The 21,164-nt window shown below is 73.8% G+C and carries 22 protein-coding genes and 1 pseudogene; 11 read left to right on the top strand and 12 right to left on the bottom strand.

Features of this window, described 5'->3' with window-relative positions; genetic code table 11:
• The first annotated feature begins 21 nt into the window (after window positions 1-21).
• A complete protein-coding gene (locus ACOQFB_RS00285) occupies window positions 22-1,296 on the top strand; it encodes a spinster family MFS transporter (RefSeq protein ID WP_421609148.1) in 1,275 nt (424 codons plus the stop codon).
• A 27-nt stretch (window positions 1,297-1,323) separates the two neighbouring features.
• On the opposite strand, the gene ACOQFB_RS00280 is transcribed toward ACOQFB_RS00285, so the two are convergent.
• From ACOQFB_RS00280 to ACOQFB_RS00270, 3 genes are all read right to left on the bottom strand, one after another.
• Window positions 1,324-1,722 (bottom strand): hypothetical protein, encoded by a 399-nt coding sequence (locus ACOQFB_RS00280; RefSeq protein ID WP_421609147.1) that lies wholly within the window; start codon window positions 1,720-1,722, stop codon window positions 1,324-1,326.
• A gap of 130 nt (window positions 1,723-1,852) precedes the next feature.
• Entirely contained in the window at window positions 1,853-2,248 is a 396-nt protein-coding gene (locus ACOQFB_RS00275) for a hypothetical protein (protein ID WP_421609146.1), read from the bottom strand.
• 18 nt (window positions 2,249-2,266) lie between these two features.
• Window positions 2,267-2,851 (bottom strand): hypothetical protein, encoded by a 585-nt coding sequence (locus ACOQFB_RS00270; RefSeq protein ID WP_421609145.1) that lies wholly within the window; start codon window positions 2,849-2,851, stop codon window positions 2,267-2,269.
• A 743-nt stretch (window positions 2,852-3,594) separates the two neighbouring features.
• Between ACOQFB_RS00270 and ACOQFB_RS00265 the strand changes: the two genes are divergently transcribed.
• Entirely contained in the window at window positions 3,595-4,491 is an 897-nt protein-coding gene (locus ACOQFB_RS00265; RefSeq protein WP_421609144.1) for a transposase, read from the top strand.
• A 498-nt stretch (window positions 4,492-4,989) separates the two neighbouring features.
• Here the strand turns inward: ACOQFB_RS00265 and ACOQFB_RS00260 are convergent, their stop codons facing one another.
• Window positions 4,990-5,805 carry a glycosyltransferase family 2 protein gene (locus ACOQFB_RS00260; protein ID WP_421609143.1) on the bottom strand — a complete coding sequence of 272 codons (816 nt, stop codon included), beginning with the start codon at window positions 5,803-5,805 and terminating at the stop codon, window positions 4,990-4,992.
• Between the two features lie 107 nt (window positions 5,806-5,912).
• Here ACOQFB_RS00260 and ACOQFB_RS00255 point away from each other — a divergent pair, with 107 nt between their 5' ends.
• The 7 genes from ACOQFB_RS00255 to ACOQFB_RS00225 all read left to right on the top strand — a co-directional run bounded on the left by ACOQFB_RS00255 (window position 5,913) and on the right by ACOQFB_RS00225 (window position 11,170).
• Window positions 5,913-6,389, top strand: a complete 477-nt coding sequence (locus ACOQFB_RS00255; RefSeq protein ID WP_059437371.1) for a PEGA domain-containing protein — start codon at window positions 5,913-5,915, stop codon at window positions 6,387-6,389.
• Between the two features lie 3 nt (window positions 6,390-6,392).
• Window positions 6,393-7,346 carry a THUMP domain-containing class I SAM-dependent RNA methyltransferase gene (locus tag ACOQFB_RS00250; RefSeq protein WP_421609142.1) on the top strand — a complete coding sequence of 318 codons (954 nt, stop codon included), beginning with the start codon at window positions 6,393-6,395 and terminating at the stop codon, window positions 7,344-7,346.
• A gap of 68 nt (window positions 7,347-7,414) precedes the next feature.
• Window positions 7,415-8,347: an ATP-binding cassette domain-containing protein gene (locus tag ACOQFB_RS00245; RefSeq protein WP_494492395.1), complete on the top strand. Its 933-nt coding sequence runs from the start codon at window positions 7,415-7,417 to the stop codon at window positions 8,345-8,347.
• On the top strand, window positions 8,280-9,041 hold the full coding sequence (locus tag ACOQFB_RS00240) for an ABC transporter permease (RefSeq protein ID WP_059437368.1): 762 nt from the start codon (window positions 8,280-8,282) through the stop codon (window positions 9,039-9,041). Before ACOQFB_RS00245 ends, ACOQFB_RS00240 begins: the two co-directional genes overlap by 68 nt.
• A 100-nt stretch (window positions 9,042-9,141) precedes the next feature.
• Window positions 9,142-9,789 (top strand): DUF2238 domain-containing protein, encoded by a 648-nt coding sequence (locus ACOQFB_RS00235; protein WP_421609140.1) that lies wholly within the window; start codon window positions 9,142-9,144, stop codon window positions 9,787-9,789.
• Window positions 9,786-10,571 (top strand): NlpC/P60 family protein, encoded by a 786-nt coding sequence (locus ACOQFB_RS00230; protein WP_421609139.1) that lies wholly within the window; start codon window positions 9,786-9,788, stop codon window positions 10,569-10,571. Before ACOQFB_RS00235 ends, ACOQFB_RS00230 begins: the two co-directional genes overlap by 4 nt.
• Window positions 10,568-11,170: a phosphatase PAP2 family protein gene (locus tag ACOQFB_RS00225; protein ID WP_421609138.1), complete on the top strand. Its 603-nt coding sequence runs from the start codon at window positions 10,568-10,570 to the stop codon at window positions 11,168-11,170. The genes ACOQFB_RS00230 and ACOQFB_RS00225 overlap by 4 nt, the downstream gene beginning before the upstream one ends.
• 185 nt (window positions 11,171-11,355) lie before the next feature.
• Here ACOQFB_RS00225 and phoU read toward each other — a convergent pair whose 3' ends face one another.
• The 8 genes and pseudogenes from phoU to ACOQFB_RS00185 form a co-directional block, all read right to left on the bottom strand.
• Window positions 11,356-12,057, bottom strand: coding sequence for a phosphate signaling complex protein PhoU (gene phoU / locus ACOQFB_RS00220; RefSeq protein WP_059438401.1), 702 nt, complete (start codon window positions 12,055-12,057; stop codon window positions 11,356-11,358).
• A 32-nt stretch (window positions 12,058-12,089) separates the two neighbouring features.
• Entirely contained in the window at window positions 12,090-12,833 is a 744-nt protein-coding gene (gene pstB / locus ACOQFB_RS00215) for a phosphate ABC transporter ATP-binding protein PstB (protein ID WP_193388367.1), read from the bottom strand.
• Window positions 12,834-12,879: 46 nt separating this feature from the next.
• Entirely contained in the window at window positions 12,880-13,794 is a 915-nt protein-coding gene (gene pstA, locus ACOQFB_RS00210; protein ID WP_059438403.1) for a phosphate ABC transporter permease PstA, read from the bottom strand.
• A complete protein-coding gene (gene pstC / locus ACOQFB_RS00205; RefSeq protein ID WP_421609137.1) occupies window positions 13,791-14,801 on the bottom strand; it encodes a phosphate ABC transporter permease subunit PstC in 1,011 nt (336 codons plus the stop codon). Before pstC ends, pstA begins: the two co-directional genes overlap by 4 nt.
• 51 nt (window positions 14,802-14,852) lie before the next feature.
• Window positions 14,853-15,670 (bottom strand): annotated as a pseudogene (locus tag ACOQFB_RS00200) (phosphate ABC transporter substrate-binding protein).
• 114 nt (window positions 15,671-15,784) lie between these two features.
• On the bottom strand, window positions 15,785-16,969 hold the full coding sequence (locus tag ACOQFB_RS00195; RefSeq protein WP_421609136.1) for a putative porin: 1,185 nt from the start codon (window positions 16,967-16,969) through the stop codon (window positions 15,785-15,787).
• Between the two features lie 185 nt (window positions 16,970-17,154).
• Window positions 17,155-18,285: a sensor histidine kinase gene (locus ACOQFB_RS00190; protein ID WP_421609135.1), complete on the bottom strand. Its 1,131-nt coding sequence runs from the start codon at window positions 18,283-18,285 to the stop codon at window positions 17,155-17,157.
• A 7-nt stretch (window positions 18,286-18,292) separates the two neighbouring features.
• Window positions 18,293-18,985, bottom strand: a complete 693-nt coding sequence (locus ACOQFB_RS00185) for a response regulator (RefSeq protein WP_059438412.1) — start codon at window positions 18,983-18,985, stop codon at window positions 18,293-18,295.
• Between the two features lie 91 nt (window positions 18,986-19,076).
• Between ACOQFB_RS00185 and ACOQFB_RS00180 the strand changes: the two genes are divergently transcribed.
• Window positions 19,077-20,150 (top strand): OmpA family protein, encoded by a 1,074-nt coding sequence (locus tag ACOQFB_RS00180; protein ID WP_421609134.1) that lies wholly within the window; start codon window positions 19,077-19,079, stop codon window positions 20,148-20,150.
• 52 nt (window positions 20,151-20,202) lie between these two features.
• On the top strand, window positions 20,203-21,156 hold the full coding sequence (locus ACOQFB_RS00175) for a GGDEF domain-containing protein (protein ID WP_237758032.1): 954 nt from the start codon (window positions 20,203-20,205) through the stop codon (window positions 21,154-21,156).
• Window positions 21,157-21,164 lie beyond the last annotated feature (8 nt).

Here is a 21,164-nt window from a genome sequence, read left to right as displayed (position 1 = left end):
CCGCGGGTACGCTGCCGCACCGTGCACTCCACGCCCGGCGCCGCCCGCCTCTTCCACGGCCCCGGCGGCCGCGCGCTGCTCGTCCTCACCTTCATCAACCTGTTCAACTACCTCGATCGGTTCGTGGTGTCGGCGCTGGTCGAGAGCCTGCGCGCGGACCTGTGGCTCACCGACACGCGCCTCGGCTGGCTGATGACGAGCTTCACCATCGTCTACGCGCTCGCCTCCCCGGTGTTCGGCGCGCTGGGCGATCGCCGGTCCCGCCCGCCGCTCGTCGCGCTCGGCGTCCTGCTCTGGAGCAGCGCCACCATGCTCTCCGGCGCGGCGCGCGGCTTCTACACGCTGCTCCTCGCCCGCGCCGCGGTCGGCGTGGGCGAGGCCGCGTACGGCACGCTCTCGCCGGGCCTGCTCGCCGACTACTTCGGCAAGGACCGGCGCGGCCGCGCCTACGCCACCTTCTTCGCGGCCATCCCCATCGGCTCCGCGCTCGGCTACATCGTGGGCGGCCTCGTGGAGCACCGCTTCGGCTGGCGCACCGCGTTCGTCATCTCCGGCGCGCCCGGCGTGCTGCTCGCGTACTGGTGCCTGCGGCTGCCCGATCCGCCGCGCGGCGCGAGCGAGCGCCCCTGGCTCGAGCTCGGCAAGCGCGGCCTCGCCGCCACCTACCGGCGCCTCCTCGCGAACCGCCCCTACGTCCTCGCCGTGGCCGGCTACGCGGCCTACACCTTCGCCGTCGGCGGGATGGCGTTCTGGATGCCCGCGTTCCTGGAGCGCTCGCGCGGCGTGCCGCGCGCCATCGCCACCGTCCAGTTCGGCGCGGTGGTGGTGATGACCGGGTTCGCCGGCACCTTCGCCGGCGGCTTCTTCGCCGACTGGCTCCGCCGCCGCCGGCGCGAGGCGGACCTGTGGGTCTCCGGCATCGCCACGCTGCTCGCCGCCCCGCTATCACTCATGGTGTTCCTCACCTGGCGGCCCGGGCTCTACCTCTCCGCGCTGATCGGCGCGCAGCTCCTGCTGTTCGCGTCCTCAGGCCCCATCAACGCCGCGCTCATGAACGTGGTCCCGCCCGCCGAGCGCGCCACCGCGGCGGCGCTGTCGATCCTCGCCATCCACGTGTTCGGCGACCTGCCCTCGCCCACGCTCATCGGCGTGCTCTCCGACCACAGCTCGCTCGGCCGCGCCGTGCTCATCGTGCCCGCGGCGATCCTGGTGTCCGGCGCGATCTGGACCTGGGCGGCGTGGCGCGGTGAGCGGGCGGCGCGCGCCGCGGGGCCGGACGCCGACCGCGCGGCCTAGCGTCGCGGTCCGCCCGCGTCGGCCCCGTCAACGAGGGCGGACCTCGACCTCGAACCCATGAGCCCGTGCTTCCCGATGGAGCACGTACGCGTCCCGGGACACCGTGATCAGCAGGCGGCCAGTCCCCCACGCGACGGTCGGCTTCTCGACGTCGGGGAGCGCATCCTCCGAGAACACGATCGTCCCCTCCGCCCCCTTCGACGCAGCGTCGATGACCAGGACCCGGTCCGCGACCGAGGTCAGCAGACCGTTCGCGTACTCCACCTCGTCGACGACGGCGACCCATTTCCCGGTCGGGTCGGTGAGCGTGTGAAGCACCCTGCGACCATCGCTTTCGTGATCGCGCTTGGCGCACTCGCACGAGACTGCCGTCATCGCGAGCCCGACCAGGATCCACGACGCGACGCTGGATGCTGCTCGTTTCACGAGTAGTTCCTCTGAACGTCCGTGTCTGGCGTCGGGGCCGACTGCCGTCCTAGGAAGACGACTCGTTGCACCGAGCTGTCGTGCAGATCGTCCCAGGACACGCTGTTCATGGCACCCCCGCTCGATGACGTCAGCAGACCGTTCCCGCAGACCGAGCCTCGGGAGCCCTGTCGCCCAGGACGGCATAGCGTGCGTCGATCTCCCTGACCGACCTGTGATGATCGAAGGCGACCACGCCGCACCACAGTGCGGCGACCGCGAACCACAGCGCCATCGCCCTCCATCGGTCTGCGCGAGGCGTCCTGACGAGGATCCACGCCAATGCAGCCACATCGAGGAGCAGGAAGGCGACCAGGATCGGAACCGCGGCGAGGAAGAAGGAGAAGGCGTCTCCCGGTCCACCGGGCATGCCTTCCTCTCCCGGCGGAGCCCAAAGGGCGGAGCCGACCTTCAGGAAGAGCACCATCCCCGCAACGTTGAGCGAGGCCCAGAGCCATCGTTTGCGGAAGTGGCGCTTCGGTTCCATTGCGGGCCTTCATCAAGTTCAGCCGAACGCGTTGACAGCTGGATCGACGCGCTTCATGTCAGCGTCCGCGACGGGCCAACCCTTTGCCCCGCGGGCGCCGTGCGCAACGAGCGCTCGCATCAGCGCGTTCGAGATGACGGTCTCCTGGAACGCCTCGCCCCCGTCGCCGAACCACTGGGTGGTCTTCACGTAGTGCGATCCCGGTTCGGCCAGGAGTGAAGCAAACGGTCCGCGCCGATGCGGGAGGTACTTGCGCTTGCCGCACACGGGGCAAATCGCGTGCAGCAGGTCGGCCGTCGCGACCGAGACCTGTTCGTTCGCCACGAGCTGGACCACGGTCCGTAACTCCTGGGTGCCCTTCCGGTTCAGGACCGGGCGAGCCTCGACGCCGAGGGGCCGAAAGACCTCCTTCCAGACCTCCGGCCTCACGAAGAACTCGCTATAGACCCAGAACAGCTGGAAGATTCCGCGCCGCCCCCAGCGTGGCTCGCCCTTGAGCCGGAACGGCGCTCGCTGGACTCGGCCCACGGCGCACTTGCCGCAGCCGGTCGCCCCGTAGGTGAGCTCCGCATCGTCATCCTCTGGCTGCGGGTAGCCGTGCATCCAGTCGGTGAAGAGCCTGACCCACCGCGCCGCCGCGACCTCCTCGTTCCGCCTCGTTGGAATCAGCAAGCAGCGGGATCAAGAACTCGCGCGCGCCGCGCCGTCCACATCCGGGATGCGCTGTAGCTCGCATCCAACCGGAAACAGTGACCAGACCGCGATCGCTATGACGCGCCGGCCTATTACTCTGGGTCGGGCCTTGGGGCCTCGTGGATCAGCTGGCGGCGAAATACAGCTTCGCGCCTTGGATGAGGACCCAACACCCGAGCGCGGCCATTCCGATCCCCTGGATTCTGACCAATGGTTTGGCGATTTCCTCCCGCGCTCTGAGCGACGGGTGGAGTCGGTCCCTCCGACGACCGAACCCGCGCCGCAACGATTCGATGGTCTCAGCAGGTCGAAGAGCCAAGGTCGCCCCCGCCCATAGCAGGATCGCACCGACCAGGAACAAAATCATCGACGCCCTGTGGGCCTGCAATGGACTCACGCACACCTCGCCCGCTCATGAAGAACCCCGACCGAGAGGAGAACCCCGACCGAGAGTAACGCGTCTCGGCCGGCGAGTCCGTGAATCGGCCCATCGGTTCGCGCGATCTCCAGGATCTTCGCGCAACTCCGTAAGAGAACCCCGACCCAGAGTAACGCGTTTCGGCCGGCGAGTCCGTGAATCGGCCCATCGGTTCGCGCGATCTCCAGGATCTTCGCGCAACTCCGGAGGCATGGTCCCTGCGTTTCCCGCCAGGGTGACCTCTCCCCGCCAGATCCTTCCGCACGCCACCTACCTCGTCACTCGGCGTTGCGCACAGCGGCAGTTCCTGCTGCGGCCGTCGGAGTCCACGAACAGCATCGTGCTCTACGTCCTGGCCGTCGCGGCTCGACGGTACGGGATCCTCGTCCACGCGTTTTGCGTCCTCTCGAATCACCTCCACCTCGTCGTGACGGACCCCGCCGCTCGGCTTCCCGCCTTCCAGCAGTACGTCGACGCACTCGTCGCTCGAGCCGTGAACGCGTCGCTGGGCCGCTGGGAAGCGTTCTGGGCGCCGAGCACCTACAGCGCCGTGCGGCTCGTTTCACCAACAGACGTCCTCGACAAGGCGGCGTACGTGCTCGTAAATCCGGTCGCGGCGGGGCTCGTGCGCACGGGTTCGGAATGGCCGGGACTCTGGTCCGCGCCGGCTCGTATCGGTGCCGGCAAGATCGCCGTTCGCCGGCCCAAGCACTTCTTCGCCGAGAACGGATCGATGCCGGAGTCCGTCGAGCTCGAGCTGGTCCCGCCCCCTGGCTTCACCGCCGCCGAGGAGTTCCGCGAGCAGCTCGTCGAGGCGCTCGAGGCGCGCGAGCGTGAAGCAGGGCGGGCGCAATCCGAGAAGGGCCTCGGCTTCATGGGCGCGCGGAAGGTGCTCGCGCAGAAGCCCACCGCGCGGCCCTCGCCTGGCGAGCCGCGGCGCGGGCTGAGCCCGCGGGTCGCCAGCAAGGACAAGTGGAAGCGCATCGAGGCGCTCGGAAGGCTGCTCGGGTTCTTGAACGAGTACCGAACGGCCTTGCGCGCCTGGAAGGCCGGCATGCGCGACGCCGTCTTCCCGGCGGGAACGTATTGGATGCGCGTCGGGCACGACGTCGCGTGCGCGGCGGCTCCTTAGCACGCGCCGTCCTGACCACCACCGGGACTCTGGACTCGCGCGCTCTCCACCGCGGGCCGCGGTGCGTCCGAATCACGTTCGGGGCGCAAGGCTCACGCCCATCGCTGGCCAGATTCGCGCGATCCGTCCGCCGTTGGCCCACGTTCGGGACGCGCTACAGTTCGAAAACGACGGGAATCAACGGGCGAGCCGGCGCGACAGCGCCGCGCCCGGGCCAATTACTCTGGGTCGGGGTCCTCGGCCCAATTACTCTGGGTCGGGGTCCTCCGAAAACGACGGGAATCAACGGGCGAGCCGGCGCGACAGCGCCGCGCCCGGCCCAATTACTCTGGGTCGGGGTCCTTCTGACAAATTACTCTGGGTCGGGGTCCTCGGGGTCCTTCGCCGCCCGGCCCAATTACTCTGGGTCGGGGTCCTGGGGTCCTCGCTCGGGGTCCTTCGCCGCCCGGCCCAATTACTCTGGGTCGGGGTCCTTATCCTTACGGCGGCCCGGGGCCTCTACCCCGGCAACATCCTGTACAACTCCTCGAGCCGCCCGTCGGCATAGGCCTGGACCAGCTCCGGATACGCCCCGCGATCCAGCTCGCGCAGCAGCGCGTACTTCCGGCCGTGGTAGTGCCCCACCGCTTCGGCGAGCCGCCAGCCGTCGGCGCCGCCGCGCGCGACGGCGCCTTTGAACAGCGCGTGCCGCACCAGGTGCACCGCCTTCTGCACCGCGGGCGCCTTCCGTCGCGCGCCCTCGGCCCGGTACCGGATCGCCCACAGCAGCGCGTAGCGATCCACCTTGCTGCGCATCGCCTCGACCGAGGTCGCGAAGCGGTGCTCGACGTGGATGGGCAGGTGCACGGTGGGTGCGGGCGGCAGCGACTCGTGCACGATCATGCCCGGGTCCCAGCGCGCGGCCTCGCGGCGGATCAGCCGGACGTGGTGCTCGGTGCGGAACAGGAAGCGGTGGCCGTCGAGATCGGCCCAGTCGCGCCGGAGCACGCCGTGATAGGGCGCCTTCCCGCCGCCGGTCGCCTTCCAGGCGCGGATGGCCGCGATCGCCTCCGGCTCCAGCCACTCGTCGGAGTCGAGGAAGAAGACGTGGCTGCAGGCCTCGAGCGCCTCCACCGCGGCGGCCCGCGCGGCGCCGTACCCGCGCCAGGCGAGCTCCACCCGCCGGAAGCCGCGCGCCCGCGCCAGGTCGGCGGAGCCGTCGGTCGAGCGCGAGTCCACCGCCACGCACTCGTCCGCCACCGCGGCGATGCCGGCGAGGCACCGGTCGAGCGTGTCGGCGCTGTTCCCGTGGATGACGAACCCGCCGAGGCGCATGGCCGCGGACCCTACTTGGCCCGCCCCGGCGCGCGCAAGGCCGGCGTGCCCGGGCGGCGAGGCGCGCAGGGCTCCACCCTGGCGGCCGGCGCCGATACAATGGCCGCATGTCGCAGCCTGCCTTCCAGGGCCCGCCTCCGTCCGGCCCCGGCGCCCCGCCGCCGCCGCCCCCGCAGCGCCCGCCGCTGCGCCACGCCCCCGGGATCCTCCGCGTGGTGGCCCTCGCCGTCGCGTTCCTCGGCGCCGCCGCGCTGCTGGTCGCGTTCGCGCTCCGGGGTCGCCCCGCCGCGCCGTCCACGCCGCTCACCGCGCTCCCGCCGCTCCAGGCCGAGCACGACCAGCGGACCGGCGAGGACGTGGCGCCGTTCACCGGCTTCGCAGTCTCCGTCGAGACGGTGCCGCCCGGCGCGCTCGTGCTGGTGGACGGGGTGGCGCGCGGCGAGGCGCCGGTGCTCGCGGGCCTCGACTGTCCCCCGGGTCGCGAGATCGAGATCCGGGCCGAGGCCGCCGGCCGCCGCGCCGCGACCCGCGTCGCCTGCCGCGCCGACGCGCTGGTGAAGGTCACGCTCCGGCTCGAGCGCTAGCCCTTGGCCGCGCCGGCCATCGAGCGGATCTTCTGCGCCTGCGCGCCGGGCCTCGAGCCGGTGCTGGCCGCCGAGCTGCGCGCGCTGGGGCTCGACGCGCGCCCGGCGCAGGGCGGCGCCGAGGCGCGGGGCGAGGACGCCGCCGCGCTCGCGTGCCTGGGCGCGCGCACCGCCGACACCGCGCTCCTCCGGCTGTGGGAGGGCCCCGCCGCCGAGCTGCCCGCGGCGAAGCGCGCCGCGGCGGCGCGGGCGGGCGGGCTCGAGCTGCTGGTGCGCGCCAAGGGCGGGCACGCCACGGTGAGCGTGGACGCGGCCGGCGCGCCGCTGTTCCGGCGCGGTTGGCGGGCGCGGGTGGGCGCGGCGCCGCTCCGTGAGTCGCTCGCCGCCGGCATCCTGCTCGCCTGCGGGTGGACCGGCGACCGGCCCTTCCTCGATCCGATGTGCGGCTCGGGCACGCTCGCCATCGAGGCCGCGCTCATCGCCGCCGGCCGTGCGCCGGGCCTGGGCCGGACCTTCGTGTTCGAGCGCCTCCCCGGCCACGACCCGGCCCGCACCGCCCGGCTGCGCGCGCACCTCGAGGCGCGCGCCCGCCCGGTGACCGTGCCCATCCACGCCTCCGACCGGAACGCCGGCGCGCTCCGGCTCGCGCAGAAGAACGCGGCCGCGGCGGGCGTGGCGGACGCGATCGCGTTCGCGCGCGAGGACGCGGCGAAGGTGATCCCGCCGCCCGGCCCGGGGCTGTGCGCCGTGAACCCGCCCTACGGCGTGCGCCTCGACGAGGACGCGGCCGGCGCCTGGCGCGCGCTGGGCACGCTCATGGCGCGGCTCGCCGGATGGGAGGTCGCGGTGCTCGGGCCGGACCGCGGGCTCGAGCGGCTGCTCCCCCGCCCGCCGTCCGGGTCCGTGCCCGTGGAGAACGGCGGAATCCGCTGCCGCCTGCTGCGCTGGCGCGCCTGAGGCCCCCGCGAGGAGCGGCGGCCGGGCGGGCAGGCCGCTGCGCGCACGGGGCTCCATCGTGTGGCCGCATGTGGAGGGAGCTCGCCGCCCGGCTGATCCGGCGCCCGCGCGCCGACGACGGCGGCGGCCTGCTCGTGCCGAGCCGCGCCCGCCCGGGCCGGCCCAAGATCGACGTCGCGCGGGTGGGGCACCGCTTCCCGAACGAGGTCGTCGCGCTCCAGGACGTGAACATCGCGGTGCACGCGGGCGAGTTCGTGTGCCTGCTCGGCCCGTCCGGCTGCGGCAAGACCACCCTGCTCTACGCGCTCGCCGGGCACCTCGCGCCGAGCGGCGGGCGCATCTCCATCGACGGCGTCGAGGTGAAGGGGCCGGGCCCGGAGCGCCTGCTGGTGTTCCAGGAGCCGGCGCTGTTCCCGTGGCTGACGGTGCGGCAGAACCTGGTCTTCGCGCTGCGGGCGACCGGGATCCGCCGCGGCGAGGCGGCCCGGCGCGCCCAGGCGTTCGTGGCGATGGTGGGGCTCGGGGGCTTCGAGGACGCGCTCCCGCACGAGCTGTCCGGCGGCATGCGCATGCGCGTGCAGCTCGCGCGCGCGCTGGCGCTCGACCCGGCGGTGCTGCTCATGGACGAGCCGTTCGCGGCGCTCGACGCCCAGACCCGCGGCCAGATGCAGCAGCACCTGCAGCGCATCTGGATGCGCGATCGCAAGACGGTGGTCTTCGTCACCCACGACGTGCGCGAGGCGCTGGTGCTGGGCGATCGCGTGGTGGTGATGGCGGCGCGCCCGGGGCGCGTGCTGGAGGACCTGGAGGTCCGGCTGCCGCGGCCGCGCGACCCGGACGACCCGGCAGTGGAGCTGTCGCGGCGCATCCGCGAGGAGCTGCGGCGCGCCGAGGAGTCGGGGCGCCGCACGGCGCGGGCGGAGGAGGAACGCGATGCACGAGCGGCTCCGGGCGGCGGTGTTCATCCTGGGCGCGCTGCTGATCTGGGAGCTCGCGGCTAGGTACGGCCCCTGGCCGCACGCGCTCCTCCCCGGACCGTTCGCGGTGGGCGGCCGGCTCGCGGGCCTGGCCGCGGACGGCCGGCTCGGCGCCGCGGTGGCGCGGTCGCTCCTGCGGCTGGCGCAGGGGTACGGCCTGTCGGTGCTCCTGGGCGTGCCGCTCGGCGTGGCGCTCGCGCGGAGCCCGCTGGTGCGCTCGGTGCTCCGGCCCGCCACCATCGGCCTGCAGGCGCTGCCGTCGGTGTGCTGGCTCCCGCTGGCGGCGCTCTGGTTCGGGCTCTCCGAGGCGGCGATCGTGTTCGTGGTGCTGGCCGGATCGCTGCTCGCGGTGGCCATCGCGACCGAGGACGCGGTGTCGGGCGTGGACCCGGGGCTGCTCCGCGCCGCCGGCACGCTCGGCATCCGCGGCGCGCGCTTCCACCTGGGCGTGCTCCTGCCGTCGGCGCTCCCCGGCATCCTCACCGGGCTGAAGCTGGGCTGGAGCTTCGCGTGGCGCGCGCTCATGGCGGGCGAGCTGCTGTTCCCGGCGGGCGGGCTGGGCCAGCTCCTCGCGACGGGACGCACGCGCGCCGACGCGGCGCAGCTGCTCGGCGTCATCGCCGTCATCGTGTTCCTCGGCGTGCTGGTGGACCAGGTGCTGTTCCGGCTGCTGGAGGTGCGCGTGCGGCGCCGCTGGGGGCTCGCCACCGCGGCATGACCACAGGCGCTCCGCGTGCGGCCCCCTGCGGGCGACCCCGCGCCGGCGGGCGGGGTTTCGGGTATGGTCCGGGGCTTCACGCCGCAGGAGCTGTCGCCCCATGACGGATCGCCTCCCCGCCGCGCTGCTCGCGCTCGTCGTCGCCGTCCTGGCCTGGTCCGGCGTCGGCCCGAAGGACCGCGGCACCTGGCTCATGGAGGTGGCGCCGGTGCTCCTCGTCGTCCCGGTGCTGATCGCGACGCGGCGGCGCTTCCCGCTCACCCCGCTCCTCTACGTGCTCGTCGCGCTGCACGCCGCGGTGCTGTGCGTGGGCGGCCACTACACCTACGCCGAGGTGCCGGCCGGCTTCTGGGTGCGCGACGCGCTCGGCCTGGCCCGGAACCACTACGACCGCCTCGGCCACTTCATGCAGGGCTTCGTGCCCGCGCTGGCCGCGCGCGAGCTGCTCCTGCGCACCTCGCCGCTGCGGCCCGGGCGCTGGCTGGCGGCGCTCGTCACCTGCGTCGCGCTCGCCATCTCCGCGGTCTACGAGCTGGTGGAGTGGCTGGCGGCGGTGCTGCTCGGCCAGGGCGCGGACGCGTTCCTCGGCACGCAGGGGGATCCGTGGGACACCCAGTGGGACATGTTCCTGGCGCTGGTCGGCGCGGTGGCGGCGCAGGTGCTCCTGTCGCGCGTGCACGACCGGGCCATCGCGCGCCTCGGCGCGGGCCCGGGCGACCGGCGCCCCGGCGATCGGGTGGCGGCGTGAGGCTGCGCGCCCTCGCCATCGCGGGCCTCGCCGCCCTGGCCTCCGGCTGCGCCGCGACGCGGCCGGTGCCGGCGCCGGACCTCGCCGCGCCGGCGGCCCCGGACGCCGCCGCGGCGCCGGGCGCGCGCGCGCCGGAGGCCTCGATGGACGGCGGCGCGGACGCCACCGTCGCGCCGGTGGTGACCTCGGCGCCCGCGCCGGAGGGCGCCGCCGACGCCGAGGTGGCGGACGCGCCACGCGACCCGGCGCTGGAGCGGCTGCGCGAGCAGGTGCTCGACGCCGCGCGGGCCCGGGTCGGCGCGCGCACCCGGCTCGACTGCTCGGGCTACGTGCTCGCGGCGCTGCGGGCGGCCGGGCTCACGCCGCGGCTCGCGCCGGCGCGCTCGCGCTCCGAGTCGCTGTACCGCGCCTCGCGCCCGGTGGAGCGGCCGCGCCCGGGCGACCTGGTGTTCTTCCACGACACCTACGACCGCGACCGGAACGGCCGCGCCGGCGACCGCTTCACCCACGTCGGCCTGGTGGAGGCGGTGGACGGCGACGCGGTGACCATCCTGCACCGAGGCGGCCGCGTGGAGCGCATCCGCATGGACCTCAGCCGCCCGTCCGATCCCGCGGCGAACGATCCGGTGCGCATGGCGCGCCGGCGCGACGCCCGCGGCACGCGCTACCTGGCGGGTGAGCTGTTCGCCGCCTACGGGGAGTTGCTCGGCGGGGACGTCACGCAGATGTTGCAGGGAGGCCGCGCGTCCGTGGTGCGCGCGCGCCATCCTGCAACGCGATGATCGACGACCGGATCCCAGGGGAAGACCAGCTCGCCGAGGTCGAGGTGGACGCGGGCGCCGGCACCGTGGTGGTGCGCGTCGGCCGGCTGCAGCGGATCCTCTCGCTCGACGAGGCGCTGCTCGTGTCGTTGCAGCGCTTCCGGCGGCCGCGGCGCACCGCGCTGGCGCGGGCGCTCACCCACCTCGGCGACGCGAAGAGCTGGACGGCCATCGGCCTCGCCTGCCTCGGGACCGCCACCGAGCGGGGTGCCCACCTGGGCCTGCGCATCGGCGCGGCCACCGGCATCGCCACCCTGCTCTCGCAGGCGCTGAAGCGCAGCCTCACGCGCGCCCGGCCGGACGCGTCCATCACCGGCTTCGAGGCGCTGGCGGCGAACCCGGACCGCTTCTCGTTCCCGTCCGGCCACACCGCCGCCGCGTTCGGCGTGGCGGTGGCGTTCGCCGGCGAGCCGGCCGGCCTCGGGCCCGTCGCGCTGCTCCTCGCGGTGGGGATCGGCCTGTCGCGCGTGTACCTGGGCGCCCACTACCCGCTCGACGTGGTGGCCGGCGCGGTGCTGGGCGTGTTCGGCGGCCTGGCCTCGCGGCTGCTGGTGGCCTGACCGCGGGCGCCCGGGGCGCGACTCCGGTCCCTCGACTCCGCGCGGCCGAAGGCCGCGCTACGCTCGGGACGAGCGGGCAAGGGCGCGGCCTACGCTCAGGATGATCGGGCAAGGGCGCGGCTACGCTCGGGATGAGCGCCGAGATCCGCTCGCGATGAGCCCGTCGAACCGCGAGCTGGCGCCCGCTACTCCGGCGTCGCCGGCGCGTCCTGGTCGGCGCGGCTGCGCGGGTGGCGCACGTCGGTCCCGCGGACCATGTAGACGACCATTTCGGCCAGGTTGGTGGCGTGGTCGCCGAAGCGCTCCAGGTGCTTCGCCGCGAACATGAGCGAGGTGGCGCGCCGGATGTTGCGGCCGTCCTCCATCATGAGCGCCAGCAGGTCGTTGAAGATCTTGAGGTAGAGCGCGTCGAGCAGGTCGTCGCCGCGCATCACCTCCTGCGCCTTCTCCACGTCGCGGGTGACGAACGCGTCGAGCGCGCGCTTGAGCTGCGCCTCGGAGAGGTCCGCCAGCTTGGAGAGATCGTGCAGCGGGACGAGCGACGGCGCCTGGTTCAGGTCGAGCGCGCGCTCGGCCACGTTCACGGCGAGGTCGCCCATCCGCTCGAGGTCGGTGACGATCTTGAGCGCGGTGGTGATGAAGCGCAGGTCGGAGGCGGCCGGCTGGCGCAGCGCCAGGATGCGGCGGCAGGCGCCGTCGATGTCCACCTCCATCCGGTTGACCTCGCGGTCGCGCAGCTTCACCTGCTCGGCGAGCGGCGAGTCCCGCTCCACGATGGCGCGCACGCTCGCCGCGATGGCCTGCTCGACCAGCCCGCCCATCTCCAGCAGCCGGTCCCGCAGGCTGCGGAGCTCGGCCTCGTACGACTTGTCGGTGTGCGTCGCCATGGCGTCCCCGTCCCGGAGCTTACCCGATCCGCCTACCCGAACTTGCCGGTGACGTAGTCCTCGGTGCGCTGCTCGCGCGGGTTGGTGAAGATCTGCTCGGTCGGCCCCACCTCGACGAGATCGCCCATGTAGAAGAACGCGGTCTGGTCGGAGACGCGGGCCGCCTGCTGCATGTTGTGGGTGACGATCGCGATGGTGTAGCGGGCCTTCAGGTGGTGGATGAGGTCCTCGATCTTCGCGGTCGCGATGGGGTCGAGCGCGCTGGCCGGCTCGTCCATCAGCAGCACCTCCGGCTCGACCGCCAGCGCCCGGGCGATGCAGAGGCGCTGCTGCTGGCCGCCGGAGAGGCCGAGCGCGCTCTCGGCCAGCCGGTCCTTGACCTCGTCCCAGAGCGCGGCGTTCACGAGCGAGCGCTCGACCCGCTCGGCGACCGCGGCGCGGTCCTTCATGCCGCCCACCCGCAGGCCGTAGGCGACGTTCTCGAAGATCGACTTCGGGAACGGGTTCGACTTCTGGAACACCATGCCCACCCGGCGGCGCAGCTCCACCGCGTCGATGTGCCGGTCGAACACGCTCTCGCCGTCGAGCAGGATCTCGCCCTCGGCGCGCGCGCCGGGGATGAGATCGTTCATGCGGTTCAGCGAGCGCAGGAAGGTGGACTTGCCGCAGCCGGACGGGCCGATGAGCGCGGTCACCTGCCGGTCGGGCAGCGCGAGCGAGATGTCCTTCACCGCCAGCTTCTCCCCGTAGCGCACGGAGAGGCGGCGGGCCTCCATCTTGGGGACCGGGGCGGCGGCGGGGGCGGTGGCGGGCAGGATCATGTCAGTGGCCGGCCGCGGCGCGGCGGCGGGTGCGGGTGCGGATGGCGATCGCGACCAGATTGAGCGCGAAGGTGAGGGCGAGCAGGACGAGCACGGTCGCGTACAGCAAGGGCCGCGTCGCCTCCACGTCGGGCGACTGCGTCGCGAGCACGTAGACGTGGTAGCCGAGGTGCATGAACTGCGAGAACGGCGAGCCGGGCAGGTCGGGCAGGAAGTAGGCGACGCCGGTGAACAGGATGGGCGCCACCTCGCCCGCGCCGCGCGCCACCGCCAGGATGGCGCCGGTCAGGATGCCGGGCAGCGCGCCGGGCAGCACCACCCGCGCCAGCGTCTGCGACTGCGTGGCGCCGAGCGCGAGGCTGGCGTCGCGCAGCTCGCGCGGCACGGCGCGGAGCGCCTCCTCGGTGGACACGATCACCACCGGCAGCGTGAGCACGGCGAGCGTGAGCGAGGCCCAGATCAGCGCGGGCTGCCCGTAGTGGAGCGTGCCCGGCTCGGAGAGCGCGCGGTCGAGGCCGCGGCCCACGAACTGGATGAAGAAGCCCAGGCCGAACAGGCCGAACACGATGGACGGGACGCCGGCCAGGTTGGTGACCGCCACGCGCACCGCGCCGGCCAGGCGCGAGCGGGGCGGCGCGTACTCGTGCAGGTAGATGGCCGTCGCGACGCCCACCGGCAGGACCGCGACCGTCATGAGCAGCGTCATGACCGCGGTGCCGTAGATGGCGGGGAAGATGCCGCCGCCGGTCATCCCCTCCTGCGGCGCGGCGGTGAGGAACTCCCAGGAGACGCGCGCGGCCCCGCCGCGGACCACGTCCCACAGGATGACGCCCAGCATGGCCACCACCAGGAAGGCGGCGGCCCCGGTGAGGAGCGCCAGCGCGCCCCCGACGGCCTTGCGGCGGCGGACGGTCACGCCTTGCCCCCGGACATGCGGCGCACGAGGCGCTTCACGAAGCCGGCGGCGAGCGCGTTCAGCACGAAGGTGAACAGGAACAGCTCCACGCCGATGAAGAACAGCACCGAGTAGTGCGCACCCCCGAACACCACCTCGCCCATCTCCGCGGCGATGGTGGCGGGGAGCGTGCGCACCGAGTCCCCCAGGCTCCAGGAGGTGATGGCCGCGTTGCCGGAGGCCATGAGCACGATCATGGTCTCGCCGATGGAGCGGCCGAAGCCGAGGACCACGCCGGCGAGGACGCCCGGGGCGGCCGCCGGCAGCACCACCCGGAACGCCGTCTCCCACCGCGTGGCGCCGAGCGCGAGCGACGCCTCGCGGTAGGCGCGCGGCACCGCCTGGAGCGCGTCCTCGCTGACCGTGAAGATGACCGGGATGACGGTGAGCGCCAGCCCGAGCCCCGCCACCACCGCGTTCAGCCGGAACGAGAAGCCGAACGCGGACTGGAGCCAGGTGGCCATCACCATCAGGGCGAAGAAGCCCAGCACGACCGACGGGATCCCGGCGAGCAGCTCGATGACCGGCTTCAGCACCTCGCGGAGGCGGCGCGGCGCGAACTCCGAGGCGAAGAGCGCCGCCGCGATGCCGACCGGGACCGAGACCAGCATCGACACCGCGGTCACCTTCAGCGTGCCGACGAACAGCGGGATCATCGAGTACTTCGGCACGCCGCTCACCGGCTGCCACATGAAGCCGGGCGGCCGGTTCGGCCGGAGCACCTGCGGGAGGAACAGCTTGCCGAAGCTCGCCTCGCCCCGGACCTCGGGGTCGGTGAGCAGCGGCAGCGCCTCGCGCGCCACGAACACGAAGATGAGGACGACGGCGGCGATCCCCGTGAGCGCGATCAGGGTGATGACGCCCCGGATCGCGGCCTCGCGGAGCTGCCGCCGCCGGATGGAGGGGAGAGGGCGGTCCTCTCCCCTCCGGAGCGGTGCGATGGCCGGCACGGACGCGGATTCAGCCATGGCTCGATTGCGCGACCGTGGCGGCCGTGTGACGGGACGGTGACGACCTCACTACTTGATCGGGAAGTAGCCGACCTTGGTGACGAGCTGCTGGCCCTCGGGCGAGAGGCAGTAGTCGATGAAGGCCTTCGCCTCGCCGGCCGGCTTGGCGCGCGTGTACATGAACAGCGGGCGCGCCAGCGGGTACTTCCCGCTCTTCACGTTCTCGGCGCTGGGCGCGTACGCCTGGCCGTCCTTGCCGACCACCTTCAGCTCCTTCACCCCCTTGGCGTAGGCGGCGCCGCCGTAGCCGATGCCGCCCTTCTCCTTCGCGACCGCGTTCACCACCGCGGCGGTGCCGGGGAGCGTCTGGGCGGCCGGGGCGTAGTCGTCGCCCTTCAGCACGTGCTCCTTAAGAACACGTAGGTGCCGGAGGAGTTCTCGCGGGAGTAGAGGACGATGCGCTGGTCCGGGCCGCCCACCTGCTTCCAGTTGGTGAGGTCGCCGACGTAGATCTGGTGGAGCTGGTCCACGGTGAGCTGCGAGATCGGGTTCGACTCGTTCACGTACAGCGCCACCCCGTCCTGCGCGACCGGGATCTCGGTGGGCAGCACGCTGTAGCGCTCGCGGATCTTGGCCTTCTCGTCCGCCTTCATCTCGCGCGACGCGTTCGCGATCTCGGTGGTGCCGTTGATGAGCGCCGCGATGCCGGTGCCGGAGCCGCCGCCGGTGACCTGCACCTTCTTGCCGGGGTTCCTGTTCATGTAGTCCTCGGCCCAGCGCTGGGCGAGGATCACCATCGTGTCGGAGCCCTTCACGGTCACGGCGGCGGAGGCGAGGGCCGGGACCGCCGCGGCGAGGGCCGCGAGGGCGAGCAGCATGCGCTTCATGGAGTTCTCTCCTTGTCGGTTGGATGCGATCTAGATCTCGAAGCGGGAGGTCCGGTGACGCGCGCGTGACGACCGCGTGAACACGTCACCGGCCCTGCCCGCCGGCGCGCCCGGCTAGAACTTCGCCTGGAGCTGCGCGACGAAGCTGTCCTTCTTCGGGTCGGACGGCGCCGTGTCGCCCTTCTCCCGGTTCATCGGGTGGTACCAGGCGACCGACAGCTTCAGGTTGCTGCTGAGGATGGTGTGCAGCGCCGCCGAGACCTCGTCGGTGACGAAGACCTTCCCCTGGTTGGCCGCGAGGTTGCGGTCCAGCTTCACGTTCGGATTGAACGTGTCGTAGCGGACGGCCACCTGGTTCCAGGGGCCGACGTTCTGGGTGAGGATGAGGTCCCAGCCGTAGCCGATGAGCCCCAGGCTGTCGCCGGCGCCGCCCGCGCCCGTGCCGATGGCGGTCTTGCCCCAGACGTACTCGCCCTTCAGCGCGGTGCCGCCGACCGGGAGCAGGTCGAGGTAGAGCTGCAGGTCGGCGCCGAGGCGCACGCGATCGTAGGTGGCGTTGGTGGCCGACGTGTAGTCGATGGTCTTGCCGTACCAGCCGGAGACGCCGCCGGTGATCATGCCCAGGTCCACGCCGAGGCGGCCGATGACGTCCTTGCGCTGGTCGTTGTCCTTGCCGGCCGCGCCGTCCACGCCGTTGCCGTTGAACACGCCGACCTTGAAGTCCACCGGGCCGTACCTGCCCTTCAGCGCGACGCCGAGGTCGTACTCGCCCTTCAGGAAGTGCCCGGCGAACATTGCGCGCTCGAGCAGGTCGAGGTCGGCGGAGGAGCGGACGCCGACGTCGTAGCCGAACGGCATGAGCTGGAGGCCTGCGTCGATCGCGAAGCCCTTCAGGAAGGGCAGCTTGAACGACGCGTACGCCTCCTTGAGGCCCACGCCGGAGGGGGTGGCGTCGAGCTGGACCACGTACTGCGCGAGGTCGCTGTCGTAGACGGCCTTGAAGCGGCCGCGGCGGACGTGGAAGCCGTCGCGCTGCGGCGCGCCCTTCTCGTACCGGGCGGCCTCGAGCCAGCCGAAGCGCGGCTGGACGTAGCCGGAGAACTTCAGCTTCTTCAGGCCGGAGACATCGGTCTTCATCTCGGCGAGCTGCTCGGCGAGGGCGTCCACCTGGCCCTTGAGCGCGGCGGTGTCGACCTCGGAGGACTCCGCCGGCGCGGAGGACGCCGGCGCGGCGGCCTCCTGCGCCAGCGCCACGGGCGCGAGCCCGACGGCGAGGATGGCGGCGATGAGACGGTTCATGGGTTCCTTGCCCCTGTCGTGTTGGACGACGAGCGGATGCTCGGTTCGGGGGCGTTGTAGGAACCCGGCGTGGCGCGCCGACGGCGCGGGGGTGACGCTTGCGTGAAGCGATCACGCTCGGTGAACGGTGCGTGACGCCGGCGCGAGCGGAGGGTGACGGGGGCGCGCCGGAGGCGCCGCGGCGGTCACGCGGCGGGCAGGCGGGCCCAGAGCCGGGTGCCGCCCGCGCCGCTCTCGACGCCCACCTCGCCGCCCATGCCCTGGACCAGGTGCTTCACGATGGCGAGGCCGAGCCCGGTGCCGCCCTGGTCGCGCGAGCGGCCGGAGTCCACCCGGTAGAAGCGCTCGAACAGGCGCGGCAGGTGGTGGCGCTCGATGCCGGGGCCGGTGTCGGCGACCGAGAGCACCCAGGCGTCGCCGTCGCGCGCCGCCGACACCGTCACCGAGCCGGCGGCGGTGTACTTCACCGCGTTGTCCACCAGGTTCACCAGCACCTGCTCGAGCGCGCGGGCGTCGGCCCGGGCGACGGCGCCGGCCGGGATCTCGGCGCGGAGCGCGAGCCCCTTCTCGCGCGCGGCGGTCCCGAACAGCTCCAGCACCTGCCGGGCCAGCGGCCCGAGCTCCACCGGCGCCAGCTCGAAGGTCCACTGGCGCGACTCGATGCGCGAGAGGTCGAGCAGGTCCTGGGTGAGCCGGGAGAGGCGCTCGGCGTGCCGCGCCACGATCTCCACGAAGGCGCGCGCCGCGGCCGGGTCCTCCACCGCGCCGGACAGCAGGGTCTCCGCGGCCGCCCGGATCGCGGCGATGGGCGTGCGCAGCTCGTGGCTGGCGTTCGCCACGAAGTCGCGGCGGGTGGCCTCGGCGCGCCGCGCGTCGGTGACGTCGCGGAGCAGCACCAGCACCTCGCCGCGCAGCAGCGGCGAGAGCGCGGCGAGGTAGGTGCGGCGCTGGATGGGCAGCTCCAGCCGGCGCGCGGTCCCCTCCAGCGCGCGCTTCACCGCCTCCGACAGCTCCGCGCTGCGGGTGATCTCGAGCGGCGTCAGCCCGGCGGCGCGGCCGCTCGCGGCCAGCGTGTCGAAGGCGGCGTTCGAGGCGCGCACCCAGCCGTCGCGCGAGATGAGCGCGGCGGCGTCGGGGAGCGCGGCGAGCAGCTCCTGCTCGGCCGGCACGCGCAGCGCGGAGAAGCGGCGGCGCTCGCGCTCGGCGAGCAGCTCCTCCAGCTCGCGCACCTCGCGGCCCAGGTCGGCGGGCGGCCCGCCCGACAGCTCCGCCCGCAGCGCGCGGATCGCGGCCGCGAGGGGCGATCTCGCCAGCACGCCGCCCTCAGCGCTTCTCGCTCGGATCCACGAGGCGATAGCCGATCCCCCGCACCGTCTCCAACAGGTCCCGTCCCGACCCCAGCTTCTCACGGAGCCGCTTCACGTGCGTGTCCACCGTGCGCGTCTCGACCTCGGCGGACATCTCCCACACGTCCTCGAGGAGCTGCTCGCGCGACTGCACGCGCCCCAGCCGCGACATGAGCGTGGTGAGCAGCTTGAACTCGAGCGGCGTGAGCACCACCTCCGCGCCGTCCACGTAGGCGCGGTGCGACTCCACGTCCACGCGGATGGGGCCGACCGCCTCGGGCGGTCGCTCCGAGGGGCGGGCGCCCGAGCGGCGGAGCACCGCCTTCAGCCGGAGCACCAGCTCGCGCACGCTGAACGGCTTCGTCACGTAGTCGTCGGCGCCCAGCTCGAAGCCGACCACCCGGTCCACCTCGTCGCCCTTCGCGGTGAGCATCACCACCGGGACGTGCCGGGTGCGGGGGTCGGACTTGATCTGCCGGCACACCTCGGTCCCCGAGACGTCGGGCAGCATCACGTCGAGCAGGACCAGGTCCGGCACGCGGCGGCGGAGCTGCGAGAGCGCCTGCTCGCCGGTGGTGGCGAGCAGCGTCTCGAACCCGGACGCGCGCAGGTTGAAGTCGAGGAGCGAGAGCAGGTCTCGCTCGTCGTCCACCAGGAGAACGGACGTCACGCCCACACCTTAACGCAGGGCCGGGTGACGGGCGCGTGGCGGCCGTGCCACGGAAAGGTGAAGTCGCGGCCGGCGGGGGTAGGATGGCGGAATGCGCCCGGCTGCCGCAGCCCTGCTCCTGCCCGCCCTCGCCTGCGCCGCCGGCGCGCGGCCCCCGTTCGCCCCGGACGCCGCGGACGCCGGGCCGAGCCGCTGCCTGCTGGTGGCGCCGTTCGAGAACGCCAGCGACGCGCCGCACGCCGGCGAGGCGGCCACCGCCGCGGTGCGGGCGGCGCTCGACCCGGGCCGGACCGCGGCGCTCGCCGACGACGACCTGCGCGCCCTGTTCCGCGACACGCCGCTCGAGCTGCCGGAGGGCGTCTCCCCCTCGCTCGCGCTCGAGCTCGCCGAGCTGACCGGCGCGGACGCGGCGGTCTACGGCGCGGTCGAGGGCCGCTCGCGCGACGCGGCCTCGCCCACGCTGCTCGTGTCGCTGCGCGTGGTGGCCGCCGGAGGCCGCGAGCTGCTGGTGGCCGAGACGGTCCCGGTCCGCCCCGGCGCCGGCGAGGCGCCCGAGGACGCCATCCGGCGCGCCCTCGCGTCGGCGCGCCCGGCGCTGGCGCGTCTCGGGGACGCGTCGGGGCGCCGCTGCTTCGACCCGGCCCGCCTCGGCGCGCTCCGCGGCGTGGCGATGGCCGAGGTCCGCCGGCAGCCCGCCCCGGCGGCGCCGGCCGCGGTGATCCCGGTCGCGGCCCCAGCGCCCGCGGCCGCCCCCGGGCCGGCGGCCGAGCCGGCGGGGACGCGCACCCCGCGCCAGGCGGAGTGGGCGCGGCGACTTGCCGCAGGCGAGCGGTTCGTGCTCGAGGACGCCGCGTTCGCCGGGCGCACCGCCGAGCTGCAGCGCGACGGCGGCCTCGCCGACCTCGTGCTCGCGCTCGCGGCCGTGCCGGGTGTGGCGGTGCGGGTCGAGGCGTTCGTGGATGCCACGGCCGACGCGGTCGCGGACCAGCGCCTCACCCAGGCCATGGCCGACGCGGCCACCGAGCGCCTGCGGGAGCTGGGCGTGGCCGAGGCACGCCTCTCCGGGGTCGGATACGGCGGGGAGCGCCCGCTGCTGCCCAACTTCACGGTCCGTGGACGTACCGCGAACCGGCGTCTGGAGATCGTGGGGCACGCCGGGCCGTGACGGCGGGGGCAGCTGCTCGTCCCAGGGCGGCGGGGAGGGTAGCATCGCACGCGTGGAAGCCAGTGAGCCGGGCCGTACGCCAGCGGTGATGGTGCTCGCGCCGCCGCAGGAGGCGGCGCGGCGCACCGCGTTCGCGTCCACGCCGCTCGCCTGGCTGCTGGGGGCGTTCGCGACCATCCTCTCGGTCGGCGCGGTGGACTCGCTCACCCGCAGCGACGTCTCGCTGATCCTGTTCTACCTCGTGCCCATCGGCTTCGGGACCTGGGCCGTCTCGCTGCGCTGGGGCGCGGCGCTGGCGGTGGCGAGCGCCGCGGTCTCGACCGGCGCCGACGTCCTCTGGCGCATGCAGCACGCGGCGCAGGACCTGGCCATCGCGACCCAGGTCTGGAACGGCTTCATGCTGCTCGGCACCGCGGTCGCGCTGGTGCTGGTGCTGGGCGCGCTGAAGGGCCGGCTCGAGGGGCAGGAGCTGCTCGCCCGCACCGACGCGCTCACGCAGATCGCGAACCGCCGGGCGTTCATCGAGGCGGCCCAGCTCGAGCTGGAGCGGGCGCGCCGCCACGGCCGGCCGTTCACGGTCGCCTACGTGGACTGCGACGACTTCAAGCTGGTGAACGACCGGCTCGGCCACGCCGAGGGCGACGCGCTGCTCGTCACCGTGGCGCAGACGCTGCGGGGCGGCACGCGCGCGGTGGACGCGGTGGCGCGACTCGGCGGCGACGAGTTCGGCCTGCTGCTGCCCGAGACCGACGCTGCCATGGCCGACGCCCTGCTCGGGCGGCTGCTGGCGACGCTGCAGTCCGCGGTCTCGCGCCACGGCGGCTGGCAGGTGGGCTTCTCGGTGGGCGCGGCGGTGTTCCTCTCTCCGCCCGACGACGTGGACGAGCTGATGGCCCGCGCCGACGAGCTGATGTACGCCGCCAAGCGGCACGCCAAGGGCTCGATCCGCCTGGACGTGTTCGGGGGGATCGCGCCGGTGGCCGCGGACGGGACCGATCCGCGGTAGACAGGGGC

The organism is Anaeromyxobacter sp. Red801 (assembly GCF_049201065.2).
GTDB lineage: Bacteria > Myxococcota > Myxococcia > Myxococcales > Anaeromyxobacteraceae > Anaeromyxobacter.
Note: the sequence above shows the minus strand (reverse complement) of the source record. Positions and strands in the feature narration are given on the sequence as shown.

Bases quoted from the DNA above. Each gene is read 5' to 3' on its own strand.
- ACOQFB_RS00275 (WP_421609146.1), bottom strand. From the start codon at position 2,248: ATGGAACCGAAGCGCCACTTCCGCAAACGATGGCTCTGGGCCTCGCTC.
- ACOQFB_RS00270 (WP_421609145.1), bottom strand. From the start codon at position 2,851: ATGCACGGCTACCCGCAGCCAGAGGATGACGATGCGGAGCTCACCTAC.
- ACOQFB_RS00260 (WP_421609143.1), bottom strand. From the start codon at position 5,805: ATGCGCCTCGGCGGGTTCGTCATCCACGGGAACAGCGCCGACACGCTC.
- ACOQFB_RS00255 (WP_059437371.1), top strand. From the start codon at position 5,913: ATGTCGCAGCCTGCCTTCCAGGGCCCGCCTCCGTCCGGCCCCGGCGCC.
- ACOQFB_RS00245 (WP_494492395.1), top strand. From the start codon at position 7,415: ATGTGGAGGGAGCTCGCCGCCCGGCTGATCCGGCGCCCGCGCGCCGAC.
- ACOQFB_RS00240 (WP_059437368.1), top strand. From the start codon at position 8,280: ATGCACGAGCGGCTCCGGGCGGCGGTGTTCATCCTGGGCGCGCTGCTG.
- ACOQFB_RS00235 (WP_421609140.1), top strand. From the start codon at position 9,142: ATGACGGATCGCCTCCCCGCCGCGCTGCTCGCGCTCGTCGTCGCCGTC.
- ACOQFB_RS00225 (WP_421609138.1), top strand. From the start codon at position 10,568: ATGATCGACGACCGGATCCCAGGGGAAGACCAGCTCGCCGAGGTCGAG.
- phoU (WP_059438401.1), bottom strand. From the start codon at position 12,057: ATGGCGACGCACACCGACAAGTCGTACGAGGCCGAGCTCCGCAGCCTG.
- pstB (WP_193388367.1), bottom strand. From the start codon at position 12,833: ATGGAGGCCCGCCGCCTCTCCGTGCGCTACGGGGAGAAGCTGGCGGTG.
- pstC (WP_421609137.1), bottom strand. From the start codon at position 14,801: ATGGCTGAATCCGCGTCCGTGCCGGCCATCGCACCGCTCCGGAGGGGA.
- ACOQFB_RS00195 (WP_421609136.1), bottom strand. From the start codon at position 16,969: ATGAACCGTCTCATCGCCGCCATCCTCGCCGTCGGGCTCGCGCCCGTG.
- ACOQFB_RS00180 (WP_421609134.1), top strand. From the start codon at position 19,077: ATGCGCCCGGCTGCCGCAGCCCTGCTCCTGCCCGCCCTCGCCTGCGCC.